Genomic DNA, 23056 nt, shown 5'->3' with positions numbered 1-23056 from the left:
GTTGGTTTCCGATGGATACCTCACATCTCGCGGAGCACGCAGGCGCCGCCGGCAGTTTCTTCGCATCGATCTTCGTGGTTGCCACGCTGTCGATGCGGACCATGATCCCGTTGCGCGTCTTCGCCATCCTGACCAACATCATCCTGATCGCGACCGCCGTCCCGACCCACAATTACGCGACGCTGATCCTGCATGCCGTGCTGCTGCCGGTGAACACCTATCGGCTGCACCAGATGCTGCAACTGGTCCGCAACGTGAAGAAATCGGTCAACAGCGATCTGTCGATGGAATGGCTGAAGCCGTTCACGACGGAACGCAAATGCACCGCGGGCGAAGTCCTGTTCTACAAGGACGAGAAGGCCGACAGCATGTTCTACATTGTCAGTGGCCGCTTCCGCCTGGTCGAATCCGGCATCGAGCTGCCGGTCGGCGCCCTAGTCGGCGAGTTCGGCATGCTGTCGCCGTCGAACACGCGAACCCAGACGCTGGAGTGCGTCGAGACCGGCATGGTGCTGTCGGTGACCTATGACCAGGTCGAGCAGCTCTACGTCCAGAACCCGGCGTTCGGCTTCTACTTCCTGCGCCTCGCCAGCGCCCGCCTGTTCCAGAATATCTCGACGCTCGAGCAGCAGCTCGCGCAGCACGCCACCCCACAGGTCGCGGAGCCCAAACCTGCATGAGCCCCGTGACGAGTTCTGGAGGCGCCGCAGTGGCGGATGACGACGGTCTCCTGGCTTCGCTCCGTTACCTCTTTGCCGATATCATCGGCGATGAGGACGAGGGGCCGCCGGTGCTGCCCGACGCCTGCCCGGACCATCTCGGGCCGGCCGTCACCAAGGCCATCGATCTGTTGATCGCCTATCAGAGCACGAGCTACGCACAGCTCTATATCGACCGGCTCAAGCGCTTCGTCGGCCGCCGCGGCGTCGACGACGCCCTGCTTGCCGAGATCGGCCGCCTGATGGCGGAGCGCATGGCGTATGAGGACGCGATCCGCATCGCGCAGCTCAAGCTTGGCGAAGTCAGTGCGGCGGGCGGCCTTGCGGCGCGCTCGGCCGACGACGTCAAGAAGTTTCGCCTGGACGAGTTGATCGACGCCCTGCCGGCCGTGGTCGCCGATCCGGTGCTCGGCGTGCTGGATCAGTTCGGCTGGCGGCGTCGCCGGGTCTCGATTCGCTTCAGCGCCAACAACCGCTTCAGCGTTCGCCGGCTCAGGATCGAGGCGGGCCTGAAGCGCTGGCGGCTGTTCTCGGGACGCTATGCCAGGGAGCGCGTCTGGGTCGAGCGCTGGCTGCACATGATCGACCGCAGCCTGACCAAGCAGCCGGGCGCCGCCCCGGCGGTCGTGCAGACCGCGACCATGATCCAGGGTTACGGCGATCCCTACCGCCAGGGCATCGCGGACTGGCACGTGATCATCGACGGGCTCGCCAAGCCGACCTTCGACGGCGTGCTCGTGCTCCCCGACCTTGCCGGCGCCATTGCGGAAGCGCGCGCAGCCACCATGCCCGATCCGCGGCAGGCAGCGCTGAAGCGCAAGATCGCGGAGATCCGCGCCCGGGCGCCGGCGGTGTCGTAAGAACCTTCGCCGTCATTGCGAGGAGCGAAGCGACGAAGCAATCCAGTTCCCCGCTTGCGGCGCTGTGGATTGCTTCGCTTCGCTCGCAATGACGCGGGAATCTGCCGAAGCTATCTACCGCTTGATGTGCGGCGGCTCGTCGTAGCCGCGGCGGCTGGAATAGAACAACAGGCCCATCAGGCCGATGCAGACCGCGGCCAGAAGCGCAATGCCGATCGTGAACACCACGATGCCATAGGTCGGCACCGGAGCGTCCACAGTCAGACCTTCATAGGCGTAGGCGCCGACGGCGGCCAAAAAGGCCAGCAGGCCGATGCTGATTGCAATGCGCATGCGTAGCTGCCTCTGCTGAGGGCCGAGGGCAACAGGGCACTTGCGCCGGTTTTCACGCCGCGGCGGTAGCCTTGGCCAGCGCCTGCCGTCCGGCTTCGGTCAACTCGGAAAGCGTCGTCCTGCCGCTCTTGGCGCATTTGATGATGTATCTGGCAACGCGGCGGCGGGTGTCATGTTCCTCGCCGTGAGCTGCGTCTGCGCAAACGCGATCGAGCGCAACGTTCATGGCGAAGAGCGTGCGTGAGTCAAACCGTTCCTTGATCATCGCAGCTCTCCTTTGCGACTCGCGGCTACTTGCGGAACGTCAGCCATTCGCTGACTTCCATCACAGTCTCGGTCTGTCTGGCCTTCTTCATCAGCATTTCGCGTTCCCGTCCCGGCGGCAGCTTGCGTGCCGCAATGCGCGAATCTTCGGCGAATTTCTGCAAGCGGTTTTCGAACGATCCGGGAGGCCGCGACCTGTTGCGCTTCTTCTTGATCATGCCGTCTCCGAGCTGGAACCAGCAATACTAGGCTTGTTCCCCGGATGCCGTCGTTAACCCATGACATCGGTCGAATTGAAAAAAAAACGCGCGCCGGAAATTGGCGACCCAAAATCGCGACCTGAGATCGCGACCTGGGATCGCGAAGATCGCAGGAACGATCTTCGGCGCTCTGCGTAACACCCGTGCGTTCGCTGCTTTGCTCCCCGAAAGGCGGTGGACCACTCCGGTGACGGGCCTCGGCGAATTTGATCGCCGGGGCCCGCATGTCTTCAGGCAAGGCAGCCAAGGCAACAAGAAGGACATAAGCAGTGGCACATTCAAACCAGGGTATCGTGAAAGACAACAAGGGGCAGGAGCAGCCGGCCGACAAGCAGCGCGCGCAGACCGCGCACAAGACCGACCCGCGAAAGTCGAATGCGCGCGAAGCGACGCGTGATCCGAAATTGAACGATGCCGACAAGACGCCGGGATCCGGCATGACATCGGACGACCGCGGCGATCCTCCAACGGGCTGAACGGCGTTCCGCTCTGCAGCAATCGCGGCAATGCGGCAGGAACGATGACCCGGGCCGACTGTTGGCGTCGAGGGATCAATGGAGAACTGACATGGCGATGGACGAGAAGGAGGTCGGAAACCTGATCGGCAGCGACAAGGTCGAGGGCACCGCGGTCTATGGCTCCGACGAGCGCAAGATCGGCTCGATCGAACGGGTGATGATCGACAAGAAGAGCGGGCGGGTGTCTTACGCCGTGCTCGGCTTCGGCGGCATTCTCGGTCTCGGCAACGACCATTATCCGCTGCCCTGGCAGTCGCTCAAATACGACACGAGGCTGGGCGGCTATGTCACCGGCGTCACCGAGAGCCAGCTGCGCGGCGCGCCGAAATACGGCAGCGAGCGCGAGTGGAATTGGTCCGATATCGGCACCACGCGCGCGGCGAACGACTACTACGGCGTGCCGTTCGTCTGAACGTCCCTTAGACGTCCCCCCGAGCCGGGGGACCCGTATTTCACCGGTGGTACCCACCGGGAGCCGAGGTGTGCGTGATGCTCGCGATGTAACCGTCGCATCCTTGGGACGTCTGTACACTAGTGAACATACGTCAATAGCTGTGCAAGGTAACATACGTAACTGAAGTCGGTCCTGCAGTTGCCCGATTAAACATGCGGGAGACCAATCGTTGGCGTCGCTAATCCGGAAATTGGAGCAGTTTGCACGGCTTTCGCCGGTAGACCAGGTCCTTCTCAATCGCGCGTCTACCGAGCGCGTCCGCCATTTTGGTCCGCGGGTCGACATCGTCCGCGAGGGCGAGAAGCCGAAGGACGTCCATCTGATCCTGTCCGGCTGGGCCTATCGCTACAAGCAGCTCGAGGACGGCCGGCGTCAGATCGTGGCCTTCTTTCTGCCCGGCGACATTTGCGACGTGAACGTCTTCATCCTGCGCGAGATGGATCATTCGATCGGTACCGTCACGGCAGTGTCGATCGCCGACCTCTCCCGCGAATTCTTCGACAAGGTCGCGGCCGGACATCCGCGCATCGTGACCGCGTTCTGGTGGGAAACCCTGGTCAACGCGGCGATCCAGCGCGAATGGACCATGAGCCTCGGCCAGCGAACGGCGCTGGAGCGGATGGCCCATCTGCTGTGCGAGATCTGGCTCCGGCTACGTGCTGCAGGCCTGACCCAGGGCGACAGCTGTGATTTCCCGCTGACCCAGGGCGATCTCGCCGATGCCACCGGGCTCTCCAAGGTTCACGTCAACCGAACGCTGCAGGAATTGCGCGCCGGCGGCCTGATCGTACTCAAGGGAAAGACCCTGGTCGTCCCCAATCTCGAGCGGCTGATGCACGCCGGCCTGTTCAACCCGAGCTACCTGCATATGGATCACGAGGGACGGCAGCTCGACGCCGCTGCGACGCCGACGAACGCGGCGGTCGGGTAGTAAGCGCTGCGCTCCGGTGCATGTCGAGAGCGTGCGGATGTATGGTTCACCGGCCGTTTAACATAGGCGGTGTCGTCCTGGCGAAAGCCAGGACCCATTACCCCAAGTCTCAATTGTTGCGCGATGCTGGGGCCGCGATCCCGTTCATCAGCAAAAGCGGTGGTAATGGGTCCTGGCTTTCGCCAGGACGACAGTGGTGCATGTGGCGCGATCGCAGGGACGACAGTTGTATCTGTGGCGCAACCAACGGCTTGGTTTCACCCGTTCGCCGCCTTCACCACCACGAGGTTCTCGTCCGGCGTCGCCGGGTGGCGCTTGAGGTGATCGCGGCGCAGTGCGATCTCGTCGCGGACCAATTCGTAGCCGAGCTTGAACGTGTCCATTCCGTCGCCGGAAACGGTGCCGTCGCGCAGGCCGGTCACCGCGCCGCGCAGGATCGCCTCGAGCTCGTCCTGCAATTCGTCGAGATGCTCGGCGCAAGTGGCGTGCTCGACGCGCTCGCCGATGTCGAGGATCCTGCCCGCCCAGCTCGCTGGCCTTCTCCGGTGCGACGCGGGTGATCTTGGTGTAGATCGCGGCGAAGATCGAGCCGATGATGCTGAGCGCGGCGGCAGCGAGATACATCACGTCGCTGTAGCGATCCATGAACGACTTGGTATCGTCGTTGATGTATTCGGCGGCGCCCTGATGGGCGACGATGAAGGCGTCCTTGTCGGTCGCCGCCGGCTCGATCTTGGAGGCGAAGCCGTCGTCGAGCGCGAGTTCCGACTTGTTCTCGTAGATGATGCGGGCGAGCTCGGCGGCTGTCGTCGTGGACATTGAGGATTGCGCGACCAGCAGCCATTCCAGCCCAATGGTGTCGACCTCGTCATCGGGGATCGCCGGCGAGGACGACAGCATGCCGGTCGAGACCGTCTCCTCCGAAATCGCCGGGTATTTGCGCGCCAGCGCCTTGGCCGCGTCGATCGCATTCAGCGTGAAGCCGCCGGCGCGCTTGGCATATTGCTCGTAGGTCTTGTCCTTCACGATCTTCGAGGCATGCTCGATCGCGATCACAGCGGCAAAGCCGGAGGCGAACAGCTTGTCGAAAGGTGTGTTCGGCGGCGCCTGCTGTACCCGCTGCGCCGCGTCGGGGCTGTCGGCAATCTCGAGCGCGCTGCGGACGAAATTGACGCTGTTCTCGCCGTCGCCGACGACCGCGATCCGCTTCTTCTTGAGCTCGCTCAGCGATTTGATCTTCTTGCCGCCGGGGCTGAGCACCAGCACCACGTCATGCTCGAGGATCGCGATGGCGCGGGCACGCGGCGGCACCCTTGCGTCGGTACGCAGGACGGCAAGCGAGGCGTCGCGGCGATCGAATTGCGCCAGCGCCCTGGCGTTGTCGGGGTTCGGCGCGATCTTCAGCCGCAGCCGCGACGAATTGTTCTTCAGCACGGTGGCGAGCTTGGCGGCGAATTTCGCCTCCGGGCCGTTGGCATCGCCGACCGCGAACACCAGCGTTTCGGAATTGCGCAGCCAGAGCCGGCCGCCGATCACGGTGACCGCGCTCAGGAGCAGCGTCAGCAGGGTGAAGACGATGATCTGCACGCGGTTGGTCTTGACGACCGTTTTGGCGACCGGAGGGCGCGGCGGCGGCATCGGCGCAGGCGAGGGGGCTTCGGCACTCATGGCTGATTACCTGGCTCATCACCCGTCCGGGACGGCCCGTTGCCGCGACCCGATCGGCGCGGCGCTGCCCGGTGAATCCGTAAATGGCTATAAAAGAAAGAAAATTTCCTATGTTGCCGACGATATACCTCCCCGGGGGGAATGCAAACCGGCCGCCGGCCGTAACCTTAATCTCGGCCGGCCTGCGCCGCGATGCCACATGACCATTGCCACTATCCACGGTCGGAGCGAGATGTGATTTTCGAGGAGGCGCAGGTGCATTCCGGCGCCGGAGATGTCATAAATGAGACACGCTTCGGTTTGCGGAATTGTGCTGACGACCTGACCCGGATTTCTTGCAATCACATTCATCGAAGTAAAAGGGCGTCAGCTTGTTGTTTCCCTCCATGTCATCGTCGGTGTCGGTTGGTGCCCTGGTGGGATGGATGTTGCTTCTCACCGCAAAGCACATCATCGCCGACTTCATGCTGCAGAACGCCTGGATGGCGATCGGCAAGGACCAGAAAACCGGCTGGGCGCTGCCGCTGCTGGCGCATTGCCTGGTCCATCTCGCGGTCGCGCTGGCGCTGATCCTGGTGGTGGCGCCGCGGTTCTGGTACGTCGCCTTCATTGACTTCGTGATCCACATCATCGTCGATCGGGCCAAGGGCATCTGCGCCTCGCATTTCGGCGTGACGCTGGAATCCGGCCACCCCTGGTTCTGGACCCTGATCGGGGTCGACCAGGCGCTGCACCACCTCACCGGCTTCGCGCTGTCGATCTACATGGCCGCGAACTGAGCGGTTCGCGCGCACCTTTCCTCACATCCTGGACCAGGAAGCCAGCCGGGCCGCGGCGGGCGGATGTGATTCGCGCGCAACGGGCAAGAGCCTCCGGAAGCGACCGGAGGCCGTGGTTAACCTTTCGTTAGAGGATTACGCGGCATCTTCCCGATCGAGGGGGATATGCAAATGTTTTCAAGCCGCGACGCCTTCGAGAACGATGCCTGCCCGGTGGCCGACGACCTGCTCGGCCAGATGTATCGCGCCAATCCGAACGGGCTCTCGTTGCTGGTTGCCAATGTCGCGCCCGACGTCAGGGCGAGGCTCGCGCTGTTCTGCTATCGCCGCAGCCATCTGCACGCGCTCGCGGTCGCGATCGCGTCGAGCTGCAGCGAGTGGGAGCTGGCGAATTCGGGTGGCCGTGTCGGCTCGACGCTCTACGCGCTGTCGCGTGAGCCGGCCCGCGCCGCGACCGTTTCGCATGGCGGCCGCAAGCCGATCACGCTGTCGACCAAGCCGCTGACGACCTTCGCGCCGATCGTCGATGACGAGCTCGACGACGAGGACGTCAGCGACAGGGTCACGGCGTAACGTCTGTTAGATCGGCTGCGCGCTCGCGATGAGCGGCAGCCCGTGCCGGCGCCGCGCCATCGCGCATTCCGCGTCGCCCGGCTGGCAGGTCCGGCATACTTCCGGCCGCACCGCATAGACTTCGCAGCGCGTTGCTTCTCCGACCCGGCCCGCTAGCGCCGAGCAGCGGTCGCCCTCGCAGCGCATGCCTGATTGTCGCGCGTTGACGAATTGCGGTGGGATCAGATTGAGCTGCGCGTCGTCCTCGATGGTGAAGCGCGGCCAGTTCTCCGAATAGCTGCAGCAGGCGCCGCAGGACGGGCAGGGGCTTGCGTCGGCTGCGTCGGTCGCGTTGTCGGCCATCAGGTGTCCCTCGGCGCTTCCCAGACCAGGCTGCGCCGCCAGCGCGCCCTGAGCAGGTCGCGCCGCTCCGGATATTTCTCGTCGTGATAGACCGCCGTGACCACGCGGTCGGTGCGGAAGCTGCGGAAATCCTTGCGCAGCTCGCACCAGGCGGCGAGCAGCCGCACCGCCTCGTGATAGCCGACCGCGATCGGCCAGATCGTGCGCTCAGAGTCGCGGCCATGCTCGTCGCGATAGTTCAGCGTGATCTTCTTGCCCTCATGGATCTGGCTGCGGGTCCTGACCATGTCGATGCGGTCGGGCTCCCGGTTCCAGGCCGAGCGGGCCCGGCTTGCCGGCTCCAGCACGAACGGCCGCAGTCGGTCGGGCACGGTCTCGGCGATCTTGGCCATCAGGTCCTCGGCCGCGCGCGCCAGCGCCGGATCGGCGTGGCCGACCACCCATTGTGCGCCGAGCACGCAGGCCTCGATCTCGTCGGGTGTCAGCATCAAGGGCGGCAGGTCGAATCCCTTCTCCAGGATGTAGCCCATGCCGGCCTCGCCGCGGATCGGCACCCGCTGTTCGATCAGGCTGGCGATGTCGCGATAGATCGTCCGCTTCGATGTCTCGAGCTCGGCGGCGATTGCATCGGCGGTCAAAGGCTTACGGGTGCGGCGGAGCACCTGGATGATCTGAAACAGCCGGTCGGCGCGTCTCATGGCAACTCTCTCGATCGCTCTCTTGGCACGTGTCTTGTCGAGTGTCTCGGTAGCGGTTTTGGCAGCCGTCTTGACGAGTGTCTTGACGGGTCTCGTCGTCTCTCGGTGCGCAGGCTTTTCTGGGTCCCGTCCGGCTACTGCTGACAGCATGTTGGCAGCAGGTGGGGGCTATATCAGGACAACACCTCAAGTGAAGGGAATTTGTCCATGACGAATCTTGACGAACTCGGTTTCCGGCAGGCGCAAGGCTTTGCGCTGGAACAGCTGGTCACGGTCTACTCCACCTCCGGCGACCTGCGCTGGGCCCTGGTCGCGCTGATCGCACAGTCGATCAGCACGGTCTGGTCCTACGGGCGGGCACGGCTGGTCAAGCGCGTTCGCGGGGCGGTTCGCCGCCTCGCACCCGTCGGCCCGTTCGACAGTGAATGCCACTACTGCTGACACCATGCTGGCAGCAGGGGACGGCTAGCTTCAATTCACGACCACAGGCGATCGGGAGCTTTATATGATTACGCTTTTTGGCTTTGGCACGGGCTTCGGCTTGCCGGAAATTAGCCCCTTCGTGACCAAAACCGAGGTCCAGCTCAAGATGGCCGGGCTCGACTATCGCAAGGAGAAGGCGATGCCGCCGGCGTCTCCCAAGGGCCAGCTGCCGTTCATCGCCGACGACGGCGAGACGATCGCCGATTCGACCTTCATCCGCGCCCATATCGAGGGCAAATACGGCTTCGATTTCGACGCGCCGCTCAGCCTGCAGGCGCGCGCCCAGGCCTGGGCCTTCGAGCGCATGATCGAGCATCACGTCTACTGGGCGCTGGTCGGCGCGCGATGGGTCGACGACACCAATTTCGCCAAGGGGCCCGCGCATTTCTTCGACGGCGCGCCCGACCATATGCGCGACAAGATGCGCGAGGACGCCCAGTTCCGCGTTGCCGAGAATTATCTGCTGAGCGGACTTGGCCGCCACGGACCGGACGAAGACGTCGATCTCGCGATCCGTTCGCTGTTCGCGCTGTCGGTGCAGCTCGGCGACAAGCCGTATCTGATGGGCGATGCGCCGTGCGGCACCGATGCCACCGCGTTCGGCGCGCTGGCGGGAATCCTCACCCCGTTCTTCGATTCGCCGCTGCGCGAGCGCACCGAGAAGTTTGACAATCTCACCGCCTATGTCGGCCGGATGATGCGGCAATACTATCCGGAATTCGCCTGGGCGCCGCTGCAGCGGCAGGCGGCCTAAGCCGGCCCCGCAGGAGCGCGGCCAGCTCCGCCTCGAGCTCGGCGATGCGCTGGTCGCGCGAGGCCAGCGCTGCCGCGACATCGGCCGCGTCGAACTTTTGCGGAATGTGCTGCGGGCAGTTGGTGTCCCACGCCGTGACCTTGAACAGGATCACCTGCTCGGGCCGCGCCCGGTAGCCCTGCGGCATCAGCGTGCGGGTCAGCGCCGGATCGTCCTCCACCACCTTCGCCTCGCCCCACAGCTTGACGCGGCGGCGGTGCGCGTAATCCATCACGAAGATATAGGCCTTGGCATTCTCCGAGAGATTGCCCTGGGTGATGAACTGGCGATTGCCGCTGTAGTCGGCGAACGCGATGGTGTGCTTGTCGAGCACCTTGATAAAACCCTTCGGTCCGCCGCGATGCTGGATGTAGGGCTGGCCGTCGGCCGAGGCGGTCGCGAGATAGAAGCTGTTCACCTCGCCGAGGAAGCCGGCGAGGTTCTCGTCGATCTCGCTGCGCCAGCCGCCATGTGCCTCGACTTCGGCGTAGGTGGCGCGTGAGCCCTTGCGGGTCTGGATCGCCTTCACCGCCGGACTGAATGCGACGTCGCTCGCATAGCTGTGACCATCTGACATCGGAGCCTCCCGTGACGGGCGCCTGAGTGGTTGTCCTCGCCGCTTAAGATGGACATTCCCAGATCGTAAGCAATCTTGTGCATTGACACTTCACTGTTGCCGATTATGCAATAGTGCCATGGACCGGATCGACGCCATGCAGGCCTTCGTCGCGGTGGCGGACCTCGAGGGGTTTGCCCCCGCCGCCCGCAAGCTCGGCCTGTCGCCGTCCGCCATCACGCGGCTGATCGCGGCGCTGGAGGAGCGGCTCGGCGCGCGGCTGCTGCAGCGGACCACGCGGCAGGTGACGCTGACGGACGCCGGCTCGCGCTACCTGGAGCGGGCGCGCCGGATCCTCGCCGACGTCGAGGAGGCCGAGGACGCGGTGGAGAGCGAGCGCACCCGCCCCGAGGGACGGCTGGTGATCTCGGCACCGTTCGGCTTCGGGCGGCTCCATGTCAGCCCGGTGGTGAGCGCCTATCTGAAGCGCTATCCCGGCGTCGGCGTCGACCTGCGGCTGTCGGATCGCAGGATCAATCTGGTCGAGGACGGCGTCGACCTCGCGGTCAGGCTCGGGCACCTCCCGGATTCGACGCTGGTGGCGCGGCATGTCGGCCGGATGCGCCGCATCGTGGTGGCGTCGGCCAGCTATCTCAAGCGTCGCGGCGAGCCGAAGCGACCGGCGGACCTCACCGCCCACGACACGATCCAGTTCGGCGCCATGACCGCGACGCCGGATTGGCGCTTCATGGAGGATGGCCGCGAAGTCCGCATCACCCCTACGCCGCGCTTCACCAGCAACAGCTCGGACGCCGCCATCCAGTACGCCGAGCAGGACGGCGGACTGACCCGGGTGATGGCCTACCAGGCGGCCGAATCGCTGAAGGCGCGGCGGCTCCAGATCGTGCTCGCCGAGTTCGAGCAGCCGGCTGTGCCGATCCACGTCGTCTATCCGACGACGCGGCTGTTGTCGGCCAAGGTGCGGACCTTCATCGATCTCGTGACCGAGGTCACCGACTGGTATTTCGACTAGCTCACCGGCGGCTTCTTCGGCACCACGCGGAAGGTGCCGTTGGCGCGCGCGATGGTCACCCCGTCGGCCTTGATCAGGCTCTGCGCGAAGCAGATCGTGCTGCCGGTCTTGATCACGTCGCTCTCGATCGCGAGCCATTGCCCGACATTGGCGGAGCCTACGAAATCGACCGCGAGCGAGATCGTCACGAACGAGGTGGTCCAGCCGGTCGCCTGGCCGCAGCTATAGCCCATCGCGTTGTCGGCAAGGGCTGCGATCAGGCCGCCATGGATCAGGCCGCGGCCGTTGGTGTGCGGCCTCGCCAGCCGCAGGCCGATGATGACGGCCCGCTCGGTCTTCTTTTGGTAAAGCGGCTCCCAGGGCTCGGTGAGCGGGCTCTTGCGGAACAGCGGCTCGAAGCCTTGAGGGACGTCTTGGGGATTGTCGGGCACGACTTGCGTATCGGTGGTCATCTGAAGCTCGCATATGACGTTGGGTTGACGCCATTGAACGCGATGTCGATGACGGTTTCACCGCCTACAAAGTTTTAAACGGGATTTGCACGGCTGTTTGAAGCTCGCTCGCGCCGGGTGCGGGATACAATGTCAGCATCGCGGCCGCTTCCCAACCGTGACGCAGTTCACGCGCATCCGGCCGCAGTTTGTGACATGCTCCGCGCCGCGTCCATGGCGTGAGGAGAGACCATGTCGGCCGAGACCCGCCTGACCTGCCTTCGCATTGCGCTCGTCGCGGTCGGTCTGATCGCGATTTTCGCTGTCTATCCGCTGTTCCAGCTCTGGCCGTCCGGCTGGTCCTGGGGCCACGGCCATTCGCATTACCCGATGATGATCGTCGGCATCTATGCGACGCTGGGCGTATTCCTGTTGCTCGCCGCGCGCGATCCGCTGCGGCACCGCAGCCTGATCTGGTTCGCGGTGTGGTCGAGCGTCGTGCATGGCGGCATCATGGCCGTGCAGGCGATCAGTGACGAGGCCGAGCGCGGTCACTTGCTGGGCGACATCCCGGCGCTGTTGCTGATCGCGCTGGTGCTGGCCTGGCTGATGCCGAAGCCGGCCGTTGCGGCTGCCTAAGCCCAGGCATCACGTCCCGTCATCCCGAGGAGGCGCGCAGCGCCGTCTCGAAGGATCGACGGCTACCGGCCGGGCCGTGCATCCTTCGAGGCTCGCTGCGCCGGCACCTCGAGACAACGGCGAAGCCTTTGCGCGGGATGACGAAGCCGGCAGTCGGTGATCAGAACGGCAGCCCCACGTAATTCTCCGCCAGCGAGGTCGACGCCGCCTTCGAGCTGACGAGGTAGTCGAGCTCGGCGATCTGGATGCGCGCGGCGAATTCGCCCTCGTCGGGGAATTTGTGCAGCATCGAGGTCATCCACCAGGAGAAGCGCACCGCCTTCCAGACCCGCGCCAGCGCGCGTCCCGAATAGGCATCGATGCCGGCGGAGGATTTCTCGTCGTAGTATTCGCGCAGCGCCTGCGACAGATAATGCACGTCGCTGGCGGCAAGGTTGAGGCCCTTGGCACCGGTCGGCGGCACGATGTGCGAGGCGTCGCCCGCCAGAAACATGCGGCCGAACCGCATCGGCTCGGCGACGAAGCTGCGCAGCGGCGCGATGCTCTTTTCGATCGAGGGGCCGGTGACGATCTCGTCGGCGGCCTTCTGGTCGAGGCGCCGCTTCAATTCGTCCCAGAACCGCTCGTCCGACCATTGGTCGACATGATCGTCGAGCGGGCACTGCACATAGTAACGGCTGCGGTGGGACGAGCGCATCGTGCACAGCGCAAAGCCGCGCTCGTGGTTGTTGTAGATCAGCTCCGGCGAGACCGGCGGCGTCTCCGAGAGGATGCCGAGCCAGCCGAACGGATACACCCGTTCGTAGCTGGTGATCGCCGACGCCGGCATGCTGGCGCGGCTGATGCCGTGGAAGCCGTCGCAGCCGGCGATGAAGTCGCAGGCGATCTCGTGGGTGACGCCGTCCTTGACGTAGCTGACGCGCGGATGATCGGTATCGAAATCAAGCGGCTTGACGTCGGCCGCCGAGTAGATCGAGGTCAGGCCGGCCTCCTTGCGGGCATTCATCAGGTCGAGCGTGACCTCGGTCTGGCCGTAGATGGTCACGGTCTTGCCGGTCCAACCATGCAGGTCGATGCGGTGCCGTGCGCCGCCGAACGCCAGTTCGAGACCGTGATGGACGAGGCCCTCCTGGTGCAGCCGGGCAGCGGCGCCGACGCTCTCGAGCAGCGACACGGTGCCTTCCTCGAGCAGCCCGGCGCGAATCCGCCCCAGCACATAGTCCGGGGTCTGCCGCTCAAGAATGATGTTGTCTACGCCGAAAGTATGAAGTAGTTGCCCAAGCAACAGTCCGGCCGGACCTGCACCAATGATTGCTACTTTTGTCCGCAATACCTTGTCCTCCCGATCGGATAGGCTTTTAGCCGGTGCCCGCGCCGGCAACTTGCCAAGGCAACTATATCATATAACGATTTTGGCAAGGCGGATTTGCGCGGGACCCGCGCGTTCGCCGCAGCACAAGATGCGGTGGCGCGGGACCGGGCGGAGGGTGCGACGAGGCGTCCGCCCGCCGGATTTCATCTTGAATATCCGCGCGAATTAGATAACATGTTAAGTAATGAGCCGGGCACGAAGCCCGTCCTGGAGAGGAGGAGACGTGATGAGGAAGACAATGTTGGCGGTGTTGATGGCCGCCGCCATCGTGCCGGCCGCGGGACCTGCCGTCGCGCAGGACAAGACCGTCAATCTCAAGGTGTCGCTATGGGTGCCGCCGGCGCATCCGCTGGTGCCCGCGACCCAGGCCTGGGCCGCCGACATCGAGAAGGCATCGGGCGGCACCATCAAGGTCACCGTGTTTCCGTCCGAGCAACTCGGCAAGGCGTTCGACCATTACGACATGGCGCGCGACGGCATCGCCGACGTCACCTATGTCAATCCTGGCTATCAGCCCGGCCGTTTCCCGATCGCGGCCGCCGGCCAGCTTCCGTTCACCTTCTCCGACGGCAAGAAGGGCACGCTGGCGCTGAACGAGTGGTATCACAAATATGCGCCGACCGAGATGAAGGACACCAAGCTGTGCTTCGCCTTCATCCACGATCCGGGCGCGCTGCACGGCAAGAAGAAGATCGTGCTGCCGAGCGACCTCTCCGGCGTCAAGGTGCGTCCCGCGCAGAGCACCATCGGCGAGATGGTGAAGATGTTCGGCGGCACCAATGTGCAGGCCTCCGCGCCGGAATCGCGCGACGCGATCGAGCGCGGCGTGGCCGACGAGATCACCTTCCCCTGGGGCTCGATCTTCCTGTTCGGCATCGACAAGGTGGTGAAGTACCACATGGACGTGCCGCTCTATTCGACGGTGTTCACCTACAACATGAACCTCGCCAAATATAATTCGATGTCGGCTGCCCAGAAGAAGGTGATCGACGATCACTGCACGCCGGAATGGGCCTCCAAGGTCACCGACCCCTGGACCGATTTCGAAGCCAATGGCCGCACCAAGATGAAGGCGCTGGAAGGCCACGAGGTCTATCCGCTGACTTCGGACCAGCTCGCCGAGTGGAAGAAGGCGGTCAAGCCGCTGCGCGACAGCTGGGCCGAGGCGGTGAAAAAGGCCGGCGGCGATGCGGCAAAGATCGACGCCGATCTGCAGGCCACGCTGAAGAAGTTCGAGGCGGGGATCTGATCCCGCTCCCCTTCACCTCTCCCCGCTTGCGGGGAGAGGTCGGATCGCATCGTCAGATGCGATCCGGGTGAGGGGGTACAGGTCTCACCGCATTCACGACTCGTGGAAGCAGCCCCTCACCCCAACCCTCTCCCCGCAAGAGCGGGGGAGAGGGAGCTCATCGAAGCAACGCATGACGCAATCTGCCGAAGTTTCCCAAGACGGCGCGATCACCGGCCCACCCGAGCCGGCGCGCAAAAATTTCATGGATCGCTTCATCGATTCGATCGAATGGGTCGCGGCCTTCTTCGTTGGCGTCGTCGCGCTCAACACCTTCACCGCGGTGTTCATGCGCAAATTCTTCGCGGTGACGATCCCCGACTACTACAATTTCGGCCAGTTCCTGCTCGGCATCCTGATCTTCTGGGGCATCGCGGCGACGAGCTATCGCGGTACCCACATCACCGTGGATCTGGTCTGGGCCAATGCCTCGCCGCGCCACCAGCGCTGGATCGACATCTTCGCGACGCTGGTGCTGCTGTTCGTGGTGAGCGTGCAGACCTACACGCTGGTCGACAAGGTGATCGACACCAGGAACAGCCATATCGTCACCATGGATCTCGGCGTGCCGGTCTGGCCGTTCTTCCTGGTGTCGTGGATCGGCGACGTCTCCGCGGTGCTGCTGATCGCGATCCGCACCTACCGCCTGATCTTCCATCCGGAAGATATCCATGATGCCAAGATCAAGACCGCGGAGTAGACGGCCATGAGTCTCGACCTCAGTCCCGAGACCGTCGCCGTCATCGGCTTTGTCAGCCTGTTCGTGCTGATGCTGCTCCGTGTCCCCGTCGGCATGGCGATGGGTCTCGTCGGCATCACCGGCTTTGGCTATCTCACCGGCTTCGCGCCGGCGCTCAAGCTGGTCGGCCAGACCACGATGCGTACGGTGACGGATTATTCCTTCGGCGTGATCCCGATGTTCCTGCTGATGGGCGCCTTCGTGTCGGTCTCGGGCATCAGCCGCGAGCTGTTCCGCGCCGCCAACACCTTCGTCGGCCATTGGAAGGGCGGGCTCGGCATTGCGACGATCGCAGCCTGCGGCGGCTTCGCCGCGATCTCGGGCTCGTCGGTCGCGACCGCCGCGACCTTCTCGGCCGTCGCCTATCCCGAGATGCGCCGCTTCGGCTATCCGCAATCATTCGCCGCCGGCGTGATCGCGGTCGGCGGCACGCTCGGGGCGATGCTGCCGCCGTCCACCGTGCTCGCGGTCTACGGCATCATCACCCAGCAGGATATCGGCAAGCTGTTCATCGCGGGCGTAGTGCCGGGCCTGCTCGCTATCGTGATGCACATGATCACGATCGGCATCATCGGCGTGGCGCGGCCCGGCTTCCTGCCGGCGGGAAAGAAAGCATCGTGGCACGAGCGCTTCGTCGCGCTGCGCGACGTCTGGTCGCCGCTGCTGCTGTTCCTGTTCGTGATCGGCGGGCTCTATGGCGGCTTCTTTGTCCCGACCGAAGCCGGCGCGGTCGGCGCGGTGGGCGCCTTCATCATCGGTATCCTCCGCGGCAAGCTGACCAGGGAAGGCATCCTGCAATCGCTGCTGCAGGCGACGCGCACCGCGGCCGCCGTGTTCACGGTGCTGATCGGCGCGCTCTGCTTCGGCTATTTCCTCACCATCACGCAGACGCCGCAGCACGTCACTGAATTCCTCACCGGGCTCGGCATCGGCCCCTATGGCGTGCTGGCGCTGATCCTCCTGATGTATCTGGTGCTCGGCTGCCTGATGGACGCGATGGCGATGGTGATCCTCACCGTGCCGATCGTGTTTCCGGTGGTGACCGCGCTCGGCTTCGATCCGATCTGGTTCGGCATCATCATCGTCATGACGGTCGAGCTCGGCCTGATCCATCCGCCGGTCGGCATGAACGTGTTCGTGATCAAGAGCGTCATCAAGGACGTCAACATGTCGACGATCTTTGTCGGGGTGCTGCCGTTCGTCATCACCGATCTGATCCGGCTGGTGATCCTGATCCTGTTCCCGCTGCTTGCGACCTGGCTGCCGCAGCGCATGATTGGTTAGGCCTATGAATCCCGAGCTTGAGACCAGATACGTCTTCACCATAACCGCCCGGATCGCGGAGGTGACGTCCGCCGGCGACATCGGCACCGGCGTTCGCCGCATCATTCCGATCATCGGCGGCGAGGTGAGGGGCGAGAAGGTCAACGGCAGGGTGCTGGCGTTCGGTGCCGACTTCCAGATCATCCGGCCCGATGAGCTGATCGAGCTGGAGGCGAAATACGCGTTCGAGACCGACGACGGCGCCGTCGTCTATGTCGAGAACAAGGGCATCCGCTTCGGGCCGGTCGAGCTGTTGCAGAAGCTGAAGCGCGGCGAGGCCGTCGATCCGAAGCTGATCTATTTCCGTACCGTTCCGAAATTCGAAACCGGCGCCGAGAACTACCGCTGGCTGATGCAGCACATCTTCGTCGGCTCCGCCGCCCGCCACGCCGACCGGGTCGTGATCGACGTGCATCAGGTGCTTTAGCTTTCGCACACTTGCCGTCTCACCTGCCGGGAGGGGGCGCGCGCATCAACTCCATCACCGTCACCCTGAGGAGGCCGCGCAGCGGCCGTCTCGAAGGGTCGACGGCCACCACCCGGGCCGTGCATCCTTCGAGGCCCGCTTGCGCGTGCACCTCAGGATGACGGAATCGACAGCCGTGCGCGCCCATATTGATTGACTCTCCCGCTAATAGTTATAAAACATAACTATTCTGAACGGGAAACAATAACGCCATGGGAAACGCTGCCGGCGGGGGAGACGCCTCGCTGCTCAGGATCGAGACGCGGGGGGCGGTGCTGACGGTTGGGCTGAACCGTCCCGCCAAGCGCAATGCGCTCAATGACGGCATCATCCTGGCGCTGCGGGATTGCTTCTCCGCGATACCGGATGCGGTCGGCGCCGTCGTCATCCATGGCATCGGCGACCACTTCTCGTCCGGCCTCGACCTCTCCGAACTGACCGAGCGCGACGCCACCGAGGGCCTGGTGCATTCCCAGATGTGGCATCGCGTGTTCGACCGCATCCAGTATTGCCGCGTGCCTGTCATCGCCGCGCTGAAGGGCGCGGTAATCGGCGGCGGGCTGGAGCTGGCTTGCGCCGCGCATATCCGGGTCGCCGAGCCGTCGGCCTATTTCGCGCTGCCCGAGGGCCAGCGCGGCATCTTCGTCGGCGGCGGCGGATCGGTGCGGTTGCCGCGCCTGATCGGCGTGCCCAGGATGGCGGACATGATGCTGACCGGGCGGGTCTATTCGGCGACCGAGGGCGCCGCCTACGGCTTCTCGCAATACCTCACCGAGGCCGACGGCGCGCTGCCGAAAGCGCTGGAGCTTGCCGAGCGCGTCGCCGCCAATGCGCCGCTGACCAACTTCGCCGTGTTGCAGGCGCTGCCGATGATCGCCGAGGCCAATCCGCAGACCGGCCTGTTGATGGAATCGCTGATGGCGACGGTGGCGCAGAGCGACAAGGAAGCCAAGAAGCGCATCCGCGCGTTCCTTGATCGCAAGACCGCCAAGGTAAAGCCGACATGAGTGCCGCGCCGTCTGCGACCACTGCGACCGCGCATCCGCTGCGCCCGATCTCGTTCGGCAATCCCGACGTCACCGTCGAGCGCCGCGACGACGGCACGATCTATCTCCGACCGAAGCTCAGCCTCGCCGATTTTCCGGTTCGCCTCACCGATCGCCTGCACCACTGGGCGAAGGCCGAGCCGAACCGCGTGTTCATGGCCGAGCGCGCCGCCGGTGGCGGCTGGCGGCAAATCACCTACGTGCAATTGCTCGAGGCTATCAGGCGCATCGCCTCCGCCTTGATCGCGCGCGGATTGTCGCCCGAGCGGCCGATCGTGATCCTGTCGGGCAATTCGATCGATCATGCCCTGATGGCGCTCGGCGCGCTCTATGCCGGCGTTCCGTTCTGCCCGGTGTCGCCGGCCTATTCGCTGGTGTCGCGCGACTATGGCAAGCTCAGCTTCGTCATCAAGCTTCTGACGCCGGGCCTCATCTTTGTCGACGATGCCGATAAATTCGCCGACGCGCTGCGTGCCAATGTCGGATCCGATGTCGAGATCGCCGCGAGCCGCGGCACCGTGCCCGGCCGTGAGGTGACGCGTCTTGCCGGCCTCTTGGCGACGCCGGAAGACCCACGCCTCGATGCGACCCATGCAGCAATCGGTCCGGACACGATCGCGAAATTCCTGCTGACGTCGGGGTCGACCGGCAATCCCAAGGCCGTCATCAATACCCAGCGCATGATCTGCGCCAACCAGGTGATGCTGCGCGAGACGCTGGCGTTCCTCAAGGACGAGCCGCCGGTGATCGTCGACTGGCTGCCGTGGAATCACACCTTTGGTGGCAACCATAACGTCGGGCTGACGCTCTATAACGGCGGCTCGATGTATCTCGATGAGGGCAAGCCGATGCCCGGCGGCATCGAGGAGACGGTGCGTAACCTGCGCGAGATCTCGCCGACGGTCTATTTCAACGTGCCCAAGGGCTATGAATCGCTGCTGCCCTATCTGCGCGACGACGCCGGTCTGCGGGCAAGATTCTTCGACCGGCTGCATGCGATGTTCTTCTCGGGCGCCGCGCTGTCGCCGTTCGTCTGGAACAGCCTCGATGCGCTCGCCGTGCAGGAGAAGGGCTATCGTGTGCCTGTCCTGACCGGCCTCGGCGCCACCGAGACCTCGCCGTTCTTCATGTCGGTGCGCCCGGATACCAGCCGCTCCGGCCATGTCGGGCTTCCGGTGTCGGGCAATGATGCGAAGCTCGTTCCGAACAACGGCAAGCTCGAGGTCCGCGCCAAGGGCCCGAACGTGACGCCGGGCTACTGGCGGCAGCCCGAGCTGACCGCCAAGGCGTTCGACGAGGAGGGCTTTTACAAGTTCGGCGACGCGCTGAAGCCTGCCGACGCTGGTGATCTCGATGCCGGTTTCGATTTCGACGGCCGCATCGCCGAGGATTTCAAGCTGGCGAGCGGCACCTGGGTCAGCGTCGGACCGTTGCGGGCGCGCTTCGTCGGCACCTGCGCGCCGCTGGTGCGCGACGTCGTGATCGCGGGGCTCAACCGCGACGAGCTCGCCGCGATCGTGATCCTCGATCTCGACGGCTGCCGCCTGATCAATCCGCAGCTCGCCTCTGGCGACATCGCCGTCGCGGCCAATGATCCGCTGGTGCGGACGGCCTTCCGCGAGCGCTTCGCGCGCGTCCTGGCCGGCGCCACCGGCTCGTCGAACCGGATCGCGCGCGCGATCCTGCTCGACACGCCGCTGTCGATCGATCGCGGCGAGGTCACCGACAAGGGCTCGATCAACCAGCGCGCGGTGCTGGAGCATCGCACGGACATCATCGAAGCGCTTTATGCGCCGGTGCCGCCGGCATCGGTGATCACACTCGTCTAGTTCTCGAACAGGAGAAAGCCATGCAGTTGAAGGACCAGGCCGCCATCGTCACCGGCGGTGCATCGGGATTGGGCGCTGCGACCGCGCGCCGTCTCGCCGCGCAGGGCGCCAAGGTCGCGGTCTGCGATCTCAACGCCAAGCTCGCCGAGAGCGTCGCGGCGGAGATCGGCGGCATTCCCGTCGTCTGCGACGTCGCCGATGCTGCGGCGGCCGAGGCCGCGGTGGCCGCCGCCGCCAAGGCGCACGGCCCCGCGCGCGTGCTGGTGAACTGTGCCGGCATTGGGGTGGCAAAACGCGTGATCGGTCGCGAGGGGCCGATGGCGCTGGGCGACTTCGACAAGGTGATCAAGGTCAATCTGATCGGCTCCTTCAACATGTTGCGGCTTGCGACCGCTGACATGGCCAAGCTCGAGCCGCTCGCAACCGGCGAGCGCGGCGTCGTGATCTCAACGGCCTCGGTCGCGGCCTATGACGGCCAGATCGGCCAGGCGGCCTATTCGGCATCGAAGGGCGGCATCGTCGCAATGACGCTGCCGATTGCGCGCGAGCTCGCGCAACTCGGCATCCGCGTGCTGACCATCGCGCCCGGCCTGTTCATGACGCCCCTGCTGGCCGGCCTGCCGCAGGAAGCGCAGGATTCGCTTGCCGCCGCGATCCCGTTCCCGCGCCGGCTCGGCCAGGCCGACGAGTTCGCCTCGCTGGCGCTGCACATGATCGACAATCCCTATCTGAACGGCGAAGTGGTGCGGCTCGATGCCGCGCTCCGGATGGCGCCGCGCTGAAGCATGATCCGGAAGAGCACGAACGCCCTTCCGGATCGCTCATGCTCGATCGAGGATAAACCATGTTCGTCAATCGGCGCGACGTGCAGATCCAGTGGGGCGATTGCGACCCCGCCAACATCGTCTATTACCCGCGCTACTTCGCGATGTTCGACGACTCGACCTCGATCATGTTCGAGGCCGCCGGCTATTCGAAGCAGGACCTCGTCCACAAATACGGCCTGGTCGGCATTCCCATGGTCGACACGCGGGCGAAATTTCACATCCCATCGACCCATGGCGACTGGATTACCATCGAGAGCCGGATCGAGAGCATCAAGCGCTCGAGCTTCGAGGTGGTGCACCGCGTGTTCAAGGGCGAGGCGTTGGCGATCGAGGCGTTCGAGACCAGGGTGCTGGTCGGCCGCCACCCGGACGATCCCGCCAAGCTGAAATCGGCACCGTTTCCGCAGGAGATCATTGACCGCTTCATGAAGGGCTGACTTGCACCCCTTCATGGCTCGACTTTCGGAGCATGATCCTCTCGGAAAACCGGTTTCCACTTTTCCGGATCATGCTCTAAAGAAGGGGCTGAATTGGCCCGCAAAACCGGTTTAAACCCAAAAAACTTAACTGCAGGGAGGAATGAATGAGGAAGGCCACTCTCGTCGCCGCGGCGCTCGCAGCAGCCATCGCGCTGCCGGGCGCGCCCGCACTGGCGCAGACCAATGAAATCACCATCGGCATCTCGATCTCGACCACGGGGCCCGCCGCGGCGCTCGGCATTCCCGAGCGCAACGCGCTCGATTTCGTGCCGAAGGAGATCGGCGGCGTACCGCTGAAGCTGATCGTGCTCGACGACGGTGGCGATCCGACGGCCGCGACCACCAACGCGCGGCGCTTCGTCACCGAGTCCAAGGCCGACATCATCATGGGCTCCTGCACCACGCCGCCGTCGATCGCGGTGTCGACGGTCGCCAACGAGGCCGGCATCCCGCATTTCGGCCTCGCGCCGTTCCCGATCAACGAGGCGCGCATGAAGTGGTCGGTCGACCTGCCGCAGTCGATTCCGATCATGGGCAAGGTGCTCTACGAGCACATGAAGGCGCACAACATCAAGACCGTCGGCTATATCGGCTATTCGGATTCCTACGGCGATCTCTGGGTCAACGACTTCAAGGCGCAGGCCGTGCCGATGGGCCTGACTATGACCGACGAGGAGCGCTTCGCGCGTCCGGATACCTCGGTCGCGGGCCAGGTGCTGAAGCTCGTCGCCGCCAATCCCGATGCCATCCTCGTCGGTGCTTCCGGCACCGCCGCGGCGCTGCCGCAGACCGCGCTGCGCGAGCGCGGCTACAAGGGTCTGATCTACCAGACCCACGGCGCCGCCAGCATGGACTTCATCCGCATCGCCGGTGCGGCCGCGGAAGGCGTCATCATGTCGGCCGGCCCGATCATGTCGCCGGAAACCCAGCCCGACAGCGCGCTGACCAAGAAGCCCGGCCTCGCGCTGAATACGGCCTATGAAGCCAAGTACGGCGCCAACAGCCGCAGCCAGTTCGCCGGCCACTCGTACGATGCATTCGAGGTGATGAAGCGCATCATCCCGGTGGCGCTGAAGACCGCCAAGCCCGGCACGCCGGAATTCCGCGAGGCGATCCGCAAGGCCTTCATCTCCGAGAAGGAGATCGTCGCGACCCAGGGCGTCTACAACTGGACCGAAAAGGATCGCTACGGCCTCGACGACCGTTCGCGTATCCTGCTGACGGTCAAGGACGGCAAATACGTCCCGGCGATGTAAGCTGGACGCAATCCGTGAAAACGAAAAAGCCGGTCCCGATGGGGCCGGCTTTTTCTTACCCTCCCCTGGAGGGGGAGGGTCGCTTCGCATCGCAAGT

The 23056-nt window shown here is 64.6% G+C and carries 28 protein-coding genes and 1 pseudogene; 20 read left to right on the top strand and 9 right to left on the bottom strand.

Features of this window, described 5'->3' with window-relative positions:
* Window positions 1–11 precede the first annotated feature (11 nt).
* Both ACVIYL_RS05585 and ACVIYL_RS05580 read left to right on the top strand, forming a co-directional pair.
* Window positions 12–680: a Crp/Fnr family transcriptional regulator gene (locus tag ACVIYL_RS05585; RefSeq protein WP_016847460.1), complete on the top strand. Its 669-nt coding sequence runs from the start codon at window positions 12–14 to the stop codon at window positions 678–680.
* Window positions 681–709: 29 nt separating this feature from the next.
* Window positions 710–1579 carry a DUF6537 domain-containing protein gene (locus ACVIYL_RS05580; protein ID WP_456777945.1) on the top strand — a complete coding sequence of 290 codons (870 nt, stop codon included), beginning with the start codon at window positions 710–712 and terminating at the stop codon, window positions 1577–1579.
* A gap of 114 nt (window positions 1580–1693) precedes the next feature.
* Here ACVIYL_RS05580 and ACVIYL_RS05575 read toward each other — a convergent pair whose 3' ends face one another.
* From ACVIYL_RS05575 to ACVIYL_RS05565, 3 genes are read right to left on the bottom strand one after another with little or no spacing between them, the layout of a single operon-like run.
* Window positions 1694–1912, bottom strand: a complete 219-nt coding sequence (locus ACVIYL_RS05575) for a hypothetical protein (RefSeq protein ID WP_016847462.1) — start codon at window positions 1910–1912, stop codon at window positions 1694–1696.
* A gap of 52 nt (window positions 1913–1964) precedes the next feature.
* Window positions 1965–2177, bottom strand: coding sequence for a hypothetical protein (locus ACVIYL_RS05570; protein ID WP_456777944.1), 213 nt, complete (start codon window positions 2175–2177; stop codon window positions 1965–1967).
* Between the two features lie 25 nt (window positions 2178–2202).
* A complete protein-coding gene (locus ACVIYL_RS05565) occupies window positions 2203–2394 on the bottom strand; it encodes a hypothetical protein (protein WP_016847464.1) in 192 nt (63 codons plus the stop codon).
* Window positions 2395–2705: 311 nt separating this feature from the next.
* Between ACVIYL_RS05565 and ACVIYL_RS05560 the strand changes: the two genes are divergently transcribed.
* The 3 genes from ACVIYL_RS05560 to ACVIYL_RS05550 all read left to right on the top strand — a co-directional run bounded on the left by ACVIYL_RS05560 (window position 2706) and on the right by ACVIYL_RS05550 (window position 4339).
* Window positions 2706–2912 (top strand): hypothetical protein, encoded by a 207-nt coding sequence (locus ACVIYL_RS05560; protein ID WP_028339101.1) that lies wholly within the window; start codon window positions 2706–2708, stop codon window positions 2910–2912.
* 91 nt (window positions 2913–3003) lie between these two features.
* Window positions 3004–3366 (top strand): PRC-barrel domain-containing protein, encoded by a 363-nt coding sequence (locus ACVIYL_RS05555; protein ID WP_456777943.1) that lies wholly within the window; start codon window positions 3004–3006, stop codon window positions 3364–3366.
* Between the two features lie 211 nt (window positions 3367–3577).
* Window positions 3578–4339: a Crp/Fnr family transcriptional regulator gene (locus ACVIYL_RS05550; RefSeq protein ID WP_456777942.1), complete on the top strand. Its 762-nt coding sequence runs from the start codon at window positions 3578–3580 to the stop codon at window positions 4337–4339.
* 257 nt (window positions 4340–4596) lie between these two features.
* On the opposite strand, the pseudogene ACVIYL_RS05545 reads toward ACVIYL_RS05550, so the two are convergent.
* Window positions 4597–6007, bottom strand: a pseudogene (locus ACVIYL_RS05545) (TAXI family TRAP transporter solute-binding subunit).
* 425 nt (window positions 6008–6432) lie between these two features.
* Between ACVIYL_RS05545 and ACVIYL_RS05540 the strand changes: the two are divergent.
* The gene (locus ACVIYL_RS05540; RefSeq protein WP_016847469.1) at window positions 6433–6786 is read left to right on the top strand and encodes a DUF3307 domain-containing protein; all 354 of its coding nucleotides are present in this window, start codon (window positions 6433–6435) and stop codon (window positions 6784–6786) included.
* A gap of 171 nt (window positions 6787–6957) precedes the next feature.
* Window positions 6958–7359 carry a hypothetical protein gene (locus ACVIYL_RS05535; RefSeq protein WP_016847470.1) on the top strand — a complete coding sequence of 134 codons (402 nt, stop codon included), beginning with the start codon at window positions 6958–6960 and terminating at the stop codon, window positions 7357–7359.
* Between the two features lie 6 nt (window positions 7360–7365).
* On the opposite strand, the gene ACVIYL_RS05530 is transcribed toward ACVIYL_RS05535, so the two are convergent.
* Window positions 7366–7701, bottom strand: a complete 336-nt coding sequence (locus ACVIYL_RS05530; protein WP_456777941.1) for a YkgJ family cysteine cluster protein — start codon at window positions 7699–7701, stop codon at window positions 7366–7368.
* Window positions 7701–8399, bottom strand: coding sequence for a helix-turn-helix transcriptional regulator (locus ACVIYL_RS05525; protein ID WP_028336549.1), 699 nt, complete (start codon window positions 8397–8399; stop codon window positions 7701–7703). The genes ACVIYL_RS05530 and ACVIYL_RS05525 overlap by 1 nt, the downstream gene beginning before the upstream one ends.
* A 207-nt stretch (window positions 8400–8606) precedes the next feature.
* Between ACVIYL_RS05525 and ACVIYL_RS05520 the strand changes: the two genes are divergently transcribed.
* Window positions 8607–8840 (top strand): hypothetical protein, encoded by a 234-nt coding sequence (locus ACVIYL_RS05520; protein WP_225160897.1) that lies wholly within the window; start codon window positions 8607–8609, stop codon window positions 8838–8840.
* A gap of 64 nt (window positions 8841–8904) precedes the next feature.
* Window positions 8905–9636, top strand: a complete 732-nt coding sequence (locus ACVIYL_RS05515; RefSeq protein ID WP_456777940.1) for a glutathione S-transferase family protein — start codon at window positions 8905–8907, stop codon at window positions 9634–9636.
* Here the strand turns inward: ACVIYL_RS05515 and ACVIYL_RS05510 are convergent.
* Window positions 9557–10252 (bottom strand): pyridoxamine 5'-phosphate oxidase family protein, encoded by a 696-nt coding sequence (locus ACVIYL_RS05510; protein ID WP_456777939.1) that lies wholly within the window; start codon window positions 10250–10252, stop codon window positions 9557–9559. The two genes, ACVIYL_RS05515 and ACVIYL_RS05510, sit on opposite strands and share 80 nt — an antisense overlap.
* A gap of 118 nt (window positions 10253–10370) precedes the next feature.
* Here ACVIYL_RS05510 and ACVIYL_RS05505 point away from each other — a divergent pair, with 118 nt between their 5' ends.
* Window positions 10371–11264: a LysR family transcriptional regulator gene (locus ACVIYL_RS05505; RefSeq protein WP_456777938.1), complete on the top strand. Its 894-nt coding sequence runs from the start codon at window positions 10371–10373 to the stop codon at window positions 11262–11264.
* On the opposite strand, the gene ACVIYL_RS05500 is transcribed toward ACVIYL_RS05505, so the two are convergent.
* Window positions 11261–11716, bottom strand: a complete 456-nt coding sequence (locus tag ACVIYL_RS05500) for a PaaI family thioesterase (protein ID WP_076832511.1) — start codon at window positions 11714–11716, stop codon at window positions 11261–11263. The genes ACVIYL_RS05505 and ACVIYL_RS05500 overlap by 4 nt on opposite strands.
* Window positions 11717–11947: 231 nt before the next feature.
* Between ACVIYL_RS05500 and ACVIYL_RS05495 the strand changes: the two genes are divergently transcribed.
* Window positions 11948–12334 carry a DUF6632 domain-containing protein gene (locus ACVIYL_RS05495; protein ID WP_253604899.1) on the top strand — a complete coding sequence of 129 codons (387 nt, stop codon included), beginning with the start codon at window positions 11948–11950 and terminating at the stop codon, window positions 12332–12334.
* 160 nt (window positions 12335–12494) lie between these two features.
* Here ACVIYL_RS05495 and pobA read toward each other — a convergent pair whose 3' ends face one another.
* Window positions 12495–13664, bottom strand: a complete 1170-nt coding sequence (gene pobA, locus ACVIYL_RS05490; RefSeq protein ID WP_456777937.1) for a 4-hydroxybenzoate 3-monooxygenase — start codon at window positions 13662–13664, stop codon at window positions 12495–12497.
* Between the two features lie 268 nt (window positions 13665–13932).
* On the opposite strand from pobA, the gene ACVIYL_RS05485 reads away from it, so the two are divergent.
* The 9 genes from ACVIYL_RS05485 to ACVIYL_RS05445 all read left to right on the top strand — a co-directional run bounded on the left by ACVIYL_RS05485 (window position 13933) and on the right by ACVIYL_RS05445 (window position 22959).
* Window positions 13933–14955: a TRAP transporter substrate-binding protein gene (locus ACVIYL_RS05485; RefSeq protein WP_076832508.1), complete on the top strand. Its 1023-nt coding sequence runs from the start codon at window positions 13933–13935 to the stop codon at window positions 14953–14955.
* Window positions 14956–15127: 172 nt separating this feature from the next.
* Window positions 15128–15694, top strand: a complete 567-nt coding sequence (locus tag ACVIYL_RS05480) for a TRAP transporter small permease (protein WP_456777936.1) — start codon at window positions 15128–15130, stop codon at window positions 15692–15694.
* 6 nt (window positions 15695–15700) lie between these two features.
* Window positions 15701–17017: a TRAP transporter large permease gene (locus tag ACVIYL_RS05475; RefSeq protein WP_456777935.1), complete on the top strand. Its 1317-nt coding sequence runs from the start codon at window positions 15701–15703 to the stop codon at window positions 17015–17017.
* Window positions 17018–17021: 4 nt separating this feature from the next.
* Window positions 17022–17483, top strand: a complete 462-nt coding sequence (locus ACVIYL_RS05470; protein WP_310880850.1) for a DUF3237 domain-containing protein — start codon at window positions 17022–17024, stop codon at window positions 17481–17483.
* Between the two features lie 251 nt (window positions 17484–17734).
* A complete protein-coding gene (locus tag ACVIYL_RS05465; protein WP_028336538.1) occupies window positions 17735–18529 on the top strand; it encodes a crotonase/enoyl-CoA hydratase family protein in 795 nt (264 codons plus the stop codon).
* Window positions 18526–20397 carry a feruloyl-CoA synthase gene (locus ACVIYL_RS05460; RefSeq protein WP_456777934.1) on the top strand — a complete coding sequence of 624 codons (1872 nt, stop codon included), beginning with the start codon at window positions 18526–18528 and terminating at the stop codon, window positions 20395–20397. The genes ACVIYL_RS05465 and ACVIYL_RS05460 overlap by 4 nt, the downstream gene beginning before the upstream one ends.
* A 20-nt stretch (window positions 20398–20417) precedes the next feature.
* Complete coding sequence (locus ACVIYL_RS05455) at window positions 20418–21179, top strand: SDR family NAD(P)-dependent oxidoreductase (protein ID WP_456777933.1); 762 nt, start codon at window positions 20418–20420, stop codon at window positions 21177–21179.
* Window positions 21180–21241: 62 nt separating this feature from the next.
* Window positions 21242–21661 (top strand): acyl-CoA thioesterase, encoded by a 420-nt coding sequence (locus ACVIYL_RS05450; protein ID WP_028336535.1) that lies wholly within the window; start codon window positions 21242–21244, stop codon window positions 21659–21661.
* Window positions 21662–21807: 146 nt separating this feature from the next.
* Window positions 21808–22959, top strand: a complete 1152-nt coding sequence (locus ACVIYL_RS05445; protein ID WP_092085353.1) for an ABC transporter substrate-binding protein — start codon at window positions 21808–21810, stop codon at window positions 22957–22959.
* Window positions 22960–23056: the final 97 nt, after the last annotated feature.

It is taken from the genome of Bradyrhizobium sp. USDA 3315, from assembly GCF_054056795.1.
The sequence above is the reverse complement of the archived record's forward strand: the minus strand, read 5'-3'. Positions and strand labels throughout refer to the sequence as shown.